This is a genomic window from Vibrio maerlii (genome assembly GCF_003415655.1).
GTDB lineage: Bacteria > Pseudomonadota > Gammaproteobacteria > Enterobacterales > Vibrionaceae > Vibrio > Vibrio maerlii.
This window is the reverse complement of record NZ_QRHC01000002.1, coordinates 157,071-168,641: the sequence shown is the minus strand read 5'-3', so window position 1 is coordinate 168,641 and position 11,571 is coordinate 157,071. Positions and strand designations below refer to the sequence as shown.

Sequence of the window (11,571 nt, the reverse complement as noted above, 5' to 3'; positions counted from 1 at the left end):
GAGATGAAAGCGACGCAATTTGCGTCGCTTCTTTGTTGATACCCGGGCGCTCATTTCGTGGCGTGATGTGGTAAGTAATTGTTTTAGCTAAGTCTAAAATGATGGTTCCAACTGGTCTAGAAACTGAAGAACATAAATGAAGACTTTATTATTCTTGTTTGCTGTTTTGTTTACAGCACCCTATATCCTAGGATAGATGATATTTCTATGGGGGATAATACCTGCCCTCCAACGAACTAGCGTTATGTGCTATATGCATATCTATTATTGAAAATAGTGATTGGAACTAATAACTTCAACCCTCTAACCTAGCTGCATATTTGATAATCAGTTAGGTAATGACATGTTAAAGCAAAGCTCTACTTTGGCGGTGTTAGCAACTTTGGGACTCGCTTCCAGTGCGCACGCGAGTGGATTTTTTTTGCAGGAAGCAGCATACGCAAACCTTGGTACAGCAGGCGCAGGTGATGGGGTCTATACCGATTCTTCGGCGGCCATTTGGACAAACCCCGCCGTTATGTCGCACATGGATAGTGAATTGACGACCATTAGCGGAACCTTGCTCAACCTCGACATTGATTATTATGATGAAGCAGGGAACCACAACACGAATACCAATTCGACTTTGCCAGTTGTGAGTTTTTTTCATGTTGAACAGCTTAATGAAGACCTTAAGCTCGGGCTTGCGTTCAGCTCACCAGGTGGGGCAACGCTGGATTATGGTTCTGACTGGGATGGTGCCTCTCAACTGACCGATGTCGCCTTGCTTACCTACCAGTTTAATCCAAGCTTGAGCTACAAGATTAATGACCAGTGGTCTGTCGCTGCAGGCGCTCAAATCAACTATGCGTTTCTACAGGGCAACACCTCAGTTTTAGAATTAGATACCGCAACAGATTGGGCGTTTGGCTACAACTTGGGTGTGATGTACCAAGCAACCGAAAAATTGCGATTAGGACTATCTTATCGCTCTGAGTTGAACCATGAGTTCGAATCTGATTTGTATGCTGGAGAAAACCAGCGTAACTATAGTACAGAGCTACCTGCGGCTGCGATTTCTGACCTAAGTGCTTCATATCAGCTGACCGATAAATTGGCTCTGTTGGCTTCTGTTCAACAGCATCATTGGTCCTCAATGGAAGAGACGCGTATTGATATCTCTGGAGGAAGTGGCGGCCCATTCCCATACACTATTGATCGGGAATGGGATGATGTCTGGAAGTTCGCGGGTGGTGCTGAATATCAGCTTACTTCTAGTTGGAGTGTGAAAGCGGGCTATTCCTATGAAACATCACCGCTCGATGATCCTGCGAACCAGAGCCCGGATTTGCCAGTTGGAGAACAGCACCGCTATTCCATAGGTGTAAGTAAGCAGTTCGAAGACAGTCGTCTTGATGTGTATTACCAATATTCTGATTTTGGTGAGATGGATATCGAGCAAACTGCTAAAGGTGGCATTCTAAGACCATCATTGGAGTTAGATGGTCATTTCACTGGTGCCGTTCACTTCATCGGTGCCTCTTATACTTACTAACGTTAAGTATCGCTAAATATCTTATCTTGAATCGTTGAAATGATAAGTTGTTTAAACCAATTATGGGCCGCGCTAGTCGCTGTTCTTTTGTGTTCGATCAGATAAATATCCACAATAAAATTTGGGTCGTCATCGATAGCATAGACAGGCACCAGCTTTTCTTCCATGCCATCGAGCTTGGTAAGCCTATGAGTCGAAACCATGATGGCGTCAGTTTGTTGCATGACTTCGACTAAGGTCATGAGCTGCCCACTCTTAAATACGATATCTCGCTCGATACCTTTTTTCGCCAGTAGGATATCCACTGGGTTGCTAAGGCCGAAGGATGAGCGAATATCCAGACTCATATCTACAAAGCGATATTTGAAGCAATCCTCTAGCTTCACCTTCTTTGCCTTGGTAAGTGGGTGGTTGTGTGCCACATAAAAGACAGGGTAGGTTGAGCCTAACTTTTGGCTTGGGAATTCAATACTATTGGCTGGCTCTTCTATATGTATGGAGAAATCTACATCGCGCGAAGCCAATTGCTGTACCGGTTCTTTGGCAACGGGAAACTCAACCAAACTCGCGAGTGGAGCCTGTTTGTTAAGCTCCATAGCAAGTGGGATACAAAGAAATGTGCTCATCAATGGTGGTGTAGACAACACAAAAGTTTGGTCACATTTATCGGGTGTGAAAGCAGATTTGGCCACTAAGCTCTGCATGCTACGTAGCAACTCTTCTAGCGGCTGCTGCAGCTCTAATGCCTTTTGTGTTGGAACCAGGCCATTGGACTCACGATAGAACAGTGGGTCATCAAAAAGGTCTCTGAGCCTACCTAATGTACGGCTCATAGCGGGTTGCGAGAGATACAGTGTCTGCGCGGCTCGCGTGACATTTTTTTCTTTGAGTAAAACACTTAACGAAACCAGTAGGTTGAGATCCAATCGCGAGAGCTGTTGTTCCAATGTCACCATGAGCATGCACCAAAGTTATATCAGTCATTTAATAAATACATTGGAATGCATGCTAATACAAGGGTAAATTTTATACATCCGCTGAACAGAGCGGACAAGTTAAAACCATTATCATCTCAATGAGATAAACAAAATGATTCCGATGATTCATCTGTTTTATGTCGAAGGATTGGTAAACGAACTACAGGGAACTCGTGAAGAAAAACTCAAGCTCTATCAAGAGGCTTTTTGTCCTACGCCGGCGAATGAAGAAGACAAATATGTTTCGTTCTTAAGCCTAGAAAGACTCTTGAGCATTGCTCATGAATGTTATGGCTACGTTGAGCTTTTAGGAGCAATCAAACGTTCTTCGCAAAAACATATCTTACCTAAAATTTCTAAAACATCTGCGCATCATGCGAGATCCATTGACGCTATGATTTTCGAGGCGATTGAGAGCTCCAAGCCTTATATCTCTGGCTTCAAATTAGGGATGAAAACTTTGTTTACCAAGCCAAGGTTTGTCTTCGATGTGATTCACTCGTTTGGTCAAAAATACCCTCTAAGTGAAGTCTATTTTGTTGTATTGGCTCTAGAGTTATTAGGTTCAAAGATGATGGCTAACAGCAATGTGGTTTGCCATTTCAAAGCCGAAAGCTGTGAGGCGGCTCATTGTGCACTATGGGAAATGTACCAAGGTAATATCTCTTTACGTTTCTCTCAAAATGAAACAGGTATTGAACTTGATGATGGCTTGGTTGTGCAAGACCGAGTGGAAATGGTCGAGATGCGCAGTTTCACTCGCTCGCTAGAAGTTGTGATGACATCGCTTGTTGCCGATTTCGATGTCACGCTGCAAGTTGCTTCTTCCATGACTTCTATTCCATCAAGAACGATTCAGCGTCGTTTAAAGAATGAATCATCTTCATTTGTGCAAGCAAGAGCGAGCATTCTTACATCCAGAGCGAGAGAGCTTGTTCGTCAGGGGTTTAGCATTACAGATGTTGCGGCAGAGCTTCACTTCTCGTCTGTGGGTCACTTCAGTCGATTTATCAAGAATTTGCATGGTCAAACGCCGAAGCAGCTGTTTATTCGCTAGTTGAATCCCGATGGTGTAGAGGTGCCAACTACCAGTTTTTATTGTAGGGAACCTGATTGAAAACCGAGCCGACAATTTGTTTGGTGCGTTCTTGCCATTCTGTGTTCGACGCATCACCATCAGTAGCGGCCTGTGCTAGAGCTCTCCAAAATGGTAGCGCATTTTTTGGGGTGTAAAAGGCGACGGCAAAAGTGCCCTTATCTCTGGTTAATTCACCGTCGATCGGAAACTGAGTGACACCGGTATCGAGTTGAGTTCGTTGAAAGATTTGCTCGTCATCAAGTGCATCACTGGAAGCCAAACCAAACGCCACTATAAACTGTGCTGATGCGGGGTTATCGACTCTCACATAGCCTTTTTCCGTCAGCACGTCCTCAATATGTTGTGAAAAGACCTGACTAGCCTGCTCACCAAGTTGCGAATCTCGGGTAAATGCGGTACCTGTTTTTGGTGCAAAGGCGTAATGCTTTAAACCTTGTTTCAAGAATTGCACATCACCACTTTGAGCAACGGCGTATTGTACAGACGGAAGAGTGGCTTGTTGGGTACAGCCAATGAGAGTACTGAGGGTTAAGGCAATGATTAGCTTACTTTTCTTCAATGAATGTTCCTTTTCGCCTGATGAATAGAGAGATACACGTTGAGTGTAGCAGTTTGATGACATTTCGAGGTTAAAACCCCTTAAAAGTGTCGGTTTTTTAATCTCTTAACGTTCTGTGTCGTGTTCGGCTCAAATTGCTTCTATCTTTGCTGGACTTTATCTGGTGGTCATAATGTGGATGACGTAGAATTATGGTTATATATCCTTCCTATGGCTTCGACTTCTTATGAAAAAATACGAAATACTAGTTCAAGATATCGTGAGTAAAATTTGCCAGAATGTGATTGATCATAAATTGCCCTCTGAACGAGAGTTAGCGGAAAAATATGATTTGTCGAGATTTTCTGTTCGAAAAGCGATGGCGAAATTAGAAGCAATTGGAATGGTAAAGTCGAAAGTCGGCTCTGGTTACTTTGTTAACACGTCAATTATGGAGTCACCGCTTATTTATAACTCAATTACCGAGAATAAGTTTGGTGAAATTTCATATAAGAAGATAAAGATTAATAAAAGATTGCCTACTACTCATGAAATGCAAGTATTTTCTATCAATGAAGATGAGTATATCTGGAACATTAAACGTCTACGTTTAGTTCAGGATAAAATCACCCAGATAGAAGAAGCGCGATTACCGTTTTCTTTATTCCCAAAAATGACGAATGAGAATGTGGAGAGCTCTCTTCAAAAGTATGCGCTGTCGCTGGGGTTAGAGATCGATAGCTACCTAACAACTTATCAAGCGGTAAGCCTTTCTGCTGAAGACGCTAACTTCTTGGGTTGCAAGCGTTCAAGTTCGGCGATGAATATCACCAACCGAGGCTTTCTAAAAAGTGGTGAGGTCTTTGTGGTCAGTGACATCTTGGACATCAATTACCAGTGTACTTATCACACTAAATTCAACAGTGAAAGTTTGCAGTATCGAGATCAAAACGACCGCTAAAAGCGGTCGTTTTTGTATGAAAAGTAAGTGGTTACTGTTCTATGGTGTGTGGATAGAGCCATCCGGCAAGCGGCTTTGAGTCCATTCATGCGGACGATATTCAACTGGGAAATCTAGCGCTGCTGCACGATCCATTTCTACGCCAATACCAATCTCTTCTGACGCATACAGGTAACCGTTTTTCGGCTCGGCTGCATTTGGGAATACCTTACGAGTATTCTCTTTGTAATGGACGTGTTCTTGGATAGCAGCATTGTGCAGGTGAACATTTAAGTGAGTATTTACTGCCGCGCCAATCGGAGTCATATCAGGCGGGCAGTGCCAAGCAATACGGACACCGAAACTTTCACATAAATGACCTAGCTTCAACGCCGGTGTAATACCACCGATCTGCGATACGTGGCAGCGGATAAAGTCGATACGACGGTTAATAATGACCTGCTTCCACTCCTCAGGATTATTAAATAATTCCCCTAATGCGAGTGAAACCGAGGTTTGATTACGAATATTATCAAGCCATTCTGTTTGGCTCGGTGGAAGAATATCTTCAATAAAGTATGGCGAATATTTTTCGACTTCTTTAGCAAAGCGAATCGCTTGGTTTGGGAATAAGCGCTCATGCACATCATGAAGAATATGGAATTGGTTACCATATTTCTCACGAAGGTCTTTAAACATGTTAACCGTGTTCTCGATATATTGGTCTTGGTCGTAGTATGAACCCTGAGTTGGATTTTCTGTTGCATGAAGGTTCTCTGGCACACCACCATAAAAACCAAGCTGGCAGCGAATATGCTTGTAACCCTGCTCCATGAACTGTTCTACTTGCTCATACAAGCCTTCCATTGTGTCGCTGGTGGCATGGGTATAACAGGCAATCGCGTCGCGAGATTTACCACCAAACAGTTGGTGTAAAGGCATACCCGCTTTCTTCGCTTTGATATCCCACAGCGCCATATCGACACCAGAAATTGCGTTGTTGATGACGGGGCCATTACGCCAGTATGCGTTGACCATCATCATCTGCCACAGGTCTTCAATGTTGTTGGCATCACGACCAATGACCAATGGTTTAATGTACTCATCGACCATGGTTTTGACTGCGATTGGACGCTGTTGGAATGTGGCACAACCATAACCAGTAATACCCGATTCGGTCTCAACAATAACGGTGATCAGATTATGTCTATCTGGTTTTGTAATAATACATTCAATATTCGAAATGATATTTGTAGTCATGATTTTAAACTCAAAACGGGTTGATTTATTTTTATATAACCTCGAAAAGAACGGCTTTTCAAGGGGTAAAATTCAACAAAAAATAACTGGTTCGCTTTAAGTTGGTTTTTTAAATGAAAAACAAACCAATCGCCGAAATTTACTTAAAATTGACAGTTTGGGATATTTTGTGTGACAAAAGTCGCTTTTTTTGTGATTGGATTAATATCACTGCCCGATATGATGTGCTCAACAAATAACGAAGCTTAAAGGTGCTCTCATGGAATTAACCGAAAAGAATAATGATGTCCTTTTACACGCTGCATCATCAAAAAGAAAAAGTGGTATGGACGAACAATTAGATCAATTAGTTCAGGCACTTGGCGGTAATGAAAATATCGTCAATATCACTCACTGTATGACTCGCTTGCGTTTCAAACTGGCGAATGAAGACCTAGCGGACAAAGATGCGCTGGAAAAAGTGAAAGGTGTGAAGGGCGTAGTTCTGGCACAAGGCCAAACTCAAGTCGTTATCGGTGTTGATGTTGAGAAATGGTACAACGCATTGTCTGGTGCAGCACAAAGCACCGCTGACGATACTGAAATTGAAGCTGAAAAAGGCAAGTTATTTCAAAACGCGATGCGCATCGTAGCAGGTATTTTCGGTCCTGTAGTGCCTGCGATTGCTGGTGCGGGTATGTTGATGGGTCTACTTTCGGGCTTAATCGCAACCAATGTTATCTCTGAAAGTTCAGACACAGTCTTTTTCTTTAGATCGATCTCTGTTGCTGTGTTCTTTTTCCTTCCTATGCTGGTTTCGTTTTCGGCTGCGAAAGTGTTCAAGGTAAATGAGTACATCGCTCTGGCTGTCGCGTCTGCAATGTTGTCACCGAAGCTACTTGAAAAAGCAGCTCAGCTTAAAGAAGTGGGTGCGAACCCTGAGTTAAGCGTGTTCGGCGTGGTGCCAATCGAACTCCTTGGCTACGGCGGTGCGATTGTACCTGCAATTCTTGCTGTATGGGTGCTATCTAAGATCACACCTATGGTTGACCGCTTGGTTCCAACTTCAGCTAAGCCTGTATTTACACCGCTATTAGCGTTCACGGTAACATCGACGGTTGTTCTGTCGTTTGTTGCGCCAGCAGGCATGTGGCTAAGTAACGGCGCGGGTTGGGTAGTAAGCTCACTGCTCGAGATCTCTCCAACACTAACGGGCTTTGTATTTGGTCTAACTCGTCCTATTACGATTGTATTTGGTATTCACCACAGTATGACGCCAATCAGCTTGAACAACTTCGCACTGTACGGCAAAGACCTACTGATGCCTATCATGTGTCTAGGTAACCTAGCGATTGCTGGCGCGACCATGGCGGTATGGTACAAGCAACGTAAAACGGTTTCTAAAGAGCAATCTTCAGTAACGGTTGGTTCTGGTATCACAGCGATTCTAGGTATCACAGAGCCTGCATTATTCGGTGTTCTCACTAAGTACACAAAAGCACTGTTCATGGCGAGCTTAGCGGCAGGTATCGTAGGCGCAATCTCAGTGACGATTGATACTCACCTAACAAGCTACATTCTATCGTCTGTATTCAGTCTTCCTGCTTACCTGGCGAGTGGTACTCAGAACTTCATCCAAGCGGTTGTTGGTGTAGTCGGTGTGTTTGCTCTGTCATTTGCTCTGACAACGATGTTTGTTCGTGTAGATAACAAGTAAACCGAATTACTAGACCTTAGCTTAAAACGAGCTTGAACCTTTCAACCACAAAGATGGTTAGGCACAAGCTCGTTTTTGTATGTAAAATTGCCCAAAAGAGAAACTTGATTTCATAGAGGAAAGGCAAAGCATGCAATTGGAAGGCATTCACCACGTCGCAGTTATTTGTTCGGATTACCAGGTATCTAAAGCGTTTTACACCGAGATCTTAGGCTTGAAGGTTTTGGCCGAAAATTATCGTGCGATGAGACAGTCCTATAAGTTGGACCTGGAGCTGCCGAATGGTAACCAGATTGAGCTGTTTTCGTTTCCGGAGCCGCCAGAAAGACCAACGACACCGGAGGCTAGGGGGCTGAGACACTTGGCATTTATTGTTGAGTCGGTCGAAGAATATGTCGACTACTTAGAATCTTGTGGAGTGGAAGTTGAGCCGATTCGAATCGACGAGTATACAGGCAAGCCATACACTTTCTTTAAAGATCCTGACGGTCTGCCATTAGAGCTGTACGAAAAGTAGCAGCCTGAAAAACAATTGAAGTAGAGCCATCACTTTAAGCAGAATGAACAAAGTGATGCCTCTTTTCGATTGAAGACATAGGATTTTCTTATATCAGGCTCGATGTCATCACGGTGGGTAAATTGACGCTCTTCTGTCATAGTGCTAACAATTCAGCAAATCGTAATGCGTATTTTTGGCTTTTATTATTACGTTTAAGTCATTGTGAAGCATGAAGAAGTTCAACTTGAATCTGGTGTATTATTTTATAGCCATTTATGAAGAGAAGAGCTTAACTCGAGCTGCAGAACGTTTAGACGTCTCCCAACCAAGCTTGAGCGCTCACCTCAAGAATTTACGTGCTGAATACAACGATTTGTTGTTTGAACGACGTTCTCACAAAATGGAACCTACACCCATCGCCAATGATATCTACTATCGTTATAAAGCAGCGTATGACTCCATTTTAAGTACTTTGCCGGAAACTTCCGATTTTTCGCCGCAAGAGTGTGATTACACTTTTCGTATAGCTTCGATGAACATCGCTAGTGTGTTTCTCTTGCCCGCAGTGATGAAAAAGATTCAATCCATGGCACCCGACTGTGTTATTGAGGTTGTGAATGCCAAGGGGGAGATGGCGAGTGAAATTCGCGAGAAACGTATCGATCTTATCCTTGATATCACTGGAGCACATTCGAATTTAAACAGTAAGCCTATCTGGGAAGATGAACTGTGTGTTGTGTGCAGTCAGGGGAATGACCAGTTTACGGGCGATCTAACACTCAATGAGTTTCTAAAAAGTAAGCATATTATGCTAGCGAGGGATGGCCATAAAAGGAATTTATTAGCCCTTTCCCACAGCCCTTACTTTGAACAACGAAAGGTTGCAAGAAAACTCAATACTATTCAGGATTTTGCCGATTCTATTCACCATTCTAGTTGGCTAGCGACGCTCCCTAAATCGTTACTAAGTTGCTGTTTCAATGAAAATGAAATAAAGGTTTATCCATTACCATTCCACTACACCAAGCCATCTATCAGCTTATATTGGCATCAAAACCGAAGTGCTGATCCTGTTCATAAATGGCTGAGATCTTGTTTTGAAACTGCTTAGTAAATTGGCTGTGAGTTCTCCAGTTTGATTGTTTTTTGAGAGCAAGCGCCCATTTATAGCTCATTTTGTGATATGATTCGCGCTTCGGGATTGAGCAAAGAGGCTCGGCTATTAGTTTGAATGGATGGAAAACCCATGAACTCCAATAGGTTGCAGCGTGCCAATCAGTCGTAAATAACATATGGAGTTGGTCTTTTATATTCATTGAGTTGGATATTTAAACATCATAGTTTATGAGTTTTAAATCAAACAAATACAGTATCGAATCTACCGATTATCAAGTTGGTCAAGATAACATCAATAAATGGGGCATGGATGTCCACAATACCGTCTTTACTGCGTCCGCAGGTCTTTCTATCTTATTTATCGTCACACTGTTGATGATGGCACCCGAAAATGCCAAGGCTGCAATTGATTCAGTCAAAGGCTCGGTGCTCGCGAATTTCGACTTCCTATTTATGTGGGGAGGCAACTTATTCCTTATTCTTGCTGCTGGTCTGGCACTTTCTCCTCTAGGTAAAATCCGTTTGGGCGGTGAAGATGCGACGGCAGATTATTCCATGGCTTCATGGATTGCGATGCTATTTGCTGCAGGTATGGGCATCGGTCTTATCTTCTGGGGTGTGGCAGAGCCAACCGCGTTCTTCACTAACTGGTTCGGTACACCTCTAGGCGCAGAGCCATTTACTGCAGAAGGTCGTGAATTAGCACTAGGTGCAACAGTGTTCCACTGGGGTCTGCACGCTTGGGCTATCTATGGTATGGCAGCACTCTGTCTTGCTTACTTTGTGTATAACAAAGGCCTGCCGCTCTCGATGCGTTCAGTTTTCTACCCACTGCTTGGTGATCGTGTTTGGGGCAAAGTCGGTGACTTCATCGATGTAATGACGGTTCTGGTAACGCTATTTGGTCTGGCAACATCACTTGGTTTAGGTGGCTCTCAAGCGGCAAGTGGTATCAGCCACGTATTTGGCTTTGATAACGGTCTTTACTTACAGCAAGGGATCATTGTGCTGATCATGGGCTTAGCGATTATCTCTGTACTTCGCGGTATGGACGGTGGTGTTAAGTTCCTAAGTAACCTTAATATGGTTATTGCTTTTGTGTTCCTTGCTCTGATTGCCGTTCTTAATTTCACAACGGTACTAGACTCAGTTGCCACTGCGGTGACGGGTTATGTGAAGAACCTTATTCCACTAAGCCAAACGGCTGGTCGTGAAGATACAACATGGCTTCACGGTTGGACTGTATTCTACTGGGCTTGGTGGGTAGCGTATGCGCCTTTCTTCGGTATGTTTGTTGCGCGTATCTCGAAAGGCCGTACTGTTCGTGAATTCTTAATGTGTGTATTGATTATTCCAACTATGGTGACAACGGCTTGGATGTCAGTATTTGGTGGTGTTGCGATTCAACAAGTAATGGACAAAGTGGGTAAGCTTGGTCTTGATCAAGGTATTGCTGACGTATCTCTAAGCCTGTTCTACATGCTAGAGGCGTTCCCGTTTGGTGATATTTTGTCGATTATTGCGGTTGTTCTGATCGTTGTATTCTTCGTAACGACGCTAGATTCAGGTTCGATTGTTATCGATGGCATGGTAGCTGGCGGTAAGCTTGAAGTACCAGTGAAGCAGAAGGTTATCTGGGCACTTATTTCAGGTGCTATCGCGATGGTTATGCTTTGGATTGGTGGTACTGAATCGATTCAAGCGCTGCAATCAATTACGATTATTGCTGCACTGCCATTCACAGTGATTCTAGTACTCGGCTGTGTGAGCTTGATAAAAGGTCTACTAACAGAAGTAGATCAACCACAAGCTGCTGCGAGTGCAACCAAGGAAGGTTAATTCTTCTTTGATTTAAGTTGAATAAGCGCCCCAGTGTAGTTAACTACACTGGGGCCTTTTTGTATGCACAAGT

The 11,571-nt window shown here is 43.4% G+C and carries 10 protein-coding genes; 7 read left to right on the top strand and 3 right to left on the bottom strand.

What is annotated here, in order from left to right:
* The first annotated feature begins 343 nt into the window (after positions 1–343).
* Entirely contained in the window at positions 344–1,534 is a 1,191-nt protein-coding gene (locus tag DPF91_RS01700) for an OmpP1/FadL family transporter (protein ID WP_117232702.1), read from the top strand.
* A 2-nt stretch (positions 1,535–1,536) separates the two neighbouring features.
* Here the strand turns inward: DPF91_RS01700 and DPF91_RS01695 are convergent, their stop codons facing one another.
* Complete coding sequence (locus DPF91_RS01695) at positions 1,537–2,490, bottom strand: LysR family transcriptional regulator (RefSeq protein ID WP_117232701.1); 954 nt, start codon at positions 2,488–2,490, stop codon at positions 1,537–1,539.
* 133 nt (positions 2,491–2,623) lie between these two features.
* Between DPF91_RS01695 and DPF91_RS01690 the strand changes: the two genes are divergently transcribed.
* Positions 2,624–3,568, top strand: a complete 945-nt coding sequence (locus DPF91_RS01690; protein ID WP_117232700.1) for a helix-turn-helix domain-containing protein — start codon at positions 2,624–2,626, stop codon at positions 3,566–3,568.
* Positions 3,569–3,596: 28 nt separating this feature from the next.
* Here the strand turns inward: DPF91_RS01690 and DPF91_RS01685 are convergent, their stop codons facing one another.
* The gene (locus tag DPF91_RS01685; RefSeq protein WP_164683987.1) at positions 3,597–4,169 is read right to left on the bottom strand and encodes a DUF4136 domain-containing protein; all 573 of its coding nucleotides are present in this window, start codon (positions 4,167–4,169) and stop codon (positions 3,597–3,599) included.
* A 226-nt stretch (positions 4,170–4,395) separates the two neighbouring features.
* On the opposite strand from DPF91_RS01685, the gene DPF91_RS01680 reads away from it, so the two are divergent.
* Entirely contained in the window at positions 4,396–5,109 is a 714-nt protein-coding gene (locus DPF91_RS01680) for a GntR family transcriptional regulator (protein WP_117232698.1), read from the top strand.
* Between the two features lie 39 nt (positions 5,110–5,148).
* On the opposite strand, the gene DPF91_RS01675 is transcribed toward DPF91_RS01680, so the two are convergent.
* A complete protein-coding gene (locus DPF91_RS01675; protein WP_117232697.1) occupies positions 5,149–6,348 on the bottom strand; it encodes an enolase C-terminal domain-like protein in 1,200 nt (399 codons plus the stop codon).
* Positions 6,349–6,607: 259 nt separating this feature from the next.
* Here DPF91_RS01675 and DPF91_RS01670 point away from each other — a divergent pair, with 259 nt between their 5' ends.
* The 4 genes from DPF91_RS01670 (at position 6,608) to DPF91_RS01655 (ending at position 11,498) form a co-directional block, all read left to right on the top strand.
* Entirely contained in the window at positions 6,608–8,044 is a 1,437-nt protein-coding gene (locus DPF91_RS01670; protein WP_117232696.1) for a PTS transporter subunit EIIC, read from the top strand.
* A 130-nt stretch (positions 8,045–8,174) separates the two neighbouring features.
* Positions 8,175–8,561, top strand: a complete 387-nt coding sequence (gene gloA2 / locus DPF91_RS01665; protein WP_117232695.1) for an SMU1112c/YaeR family gloxylase I-like metalloprotein — start codon at positions 8,175–8,177, stop codon at positions 8,559–8,561.
* 211 nt (positions 8,562–8,772) lie between these two features.
* Positions 8,773–9,654, top strand: coding sequence for a LysR family transcriptional regulator (locus DPF91_RS01660; protein ID WP_117232694.1), 882 nt, complete (start codon positions 8,773–8,775; stop codon positions 9,652–9,654).
* Positions 9,655–9,887: 233 nt separating this feature from the next.
* The gene (locus DPF91_RS01655; RefSeq protein ID WP_117232693.1) at positions 9,888–11,498 is read left to right on the top strand and encodes a BCCT family transporter; all 1,611 of its coding nucleotides are present in this window, start codon (positions 9,888–9,890) and stop codon (positions 11,496–11,498) included.
* The last annotated feature ends 73 nt before the right edge of the window (positions 11,499–11,571 follow it).

Bases quoted from the DNA above. Each gene is read 5' to 3' on its own strand.
- DPF91_RS01700 (WP_117232702.1), top strand. From the start codon at position 344: ATGTTAAAGCAAAGCTCTACTTTGGCGGTGTTAGCAACTTTGGGACTC.
- DPF91_RS01695 (WP_117232701.1), bottom strand. From the start codon at position 2,490: ATGGTGACATTGGAACAACAGCTCTCGCGATTGGATCTCAACCTACTG.
- DPF91_RS01690 (WP_117232700.1), top strand. From the start codon at position 2,624: ATGATTCCGATGATTCATCTGTTTTATGTCGAAGGATTGGTAAACGAA.
- DPF91_RS01680 (WP_117232698.1), top strand. From the start codon at position 4,396: ATGAAAAAATACGAAATACTAGTTCAAGATATCGTGAGTAAAATTTGC.
- DPF91_RS01675 (WP_117232697.1), bottom strand. From the start codon at position 6,348: ATGACTACAAATATCATTTCGAATATTGAATGTATTATTACAAAACCA.
- DPF91_RS01670 (WP_117232696.1), top strand. From the start codon at position 6,608: ATGGAATTAACCGAAAAGAATAATGATGTCCTTTTACACGCTGCATCA.
- gloA2 (WP_117232695.1), top strand. From the start codon at position 8,175: ATGCAATTGGAAGGCATTCACCACGTCGCAGTTATTTGTTCGGATTAC.
- DPF91_RS01660 (WP_117232694.1), top strand. From the start codon at position 8,773: ATGAAGAAGTTCAACTTGAATCTGGTGTATTATTTTATAGCCATTTAT.
- DPF91_RS01655 (WP_117232693.1), top strand. From the start codon at position 9,888: ATGAGTTTTAAATCAAACAAATACAGTATCGAATCTACCGATTATCAA.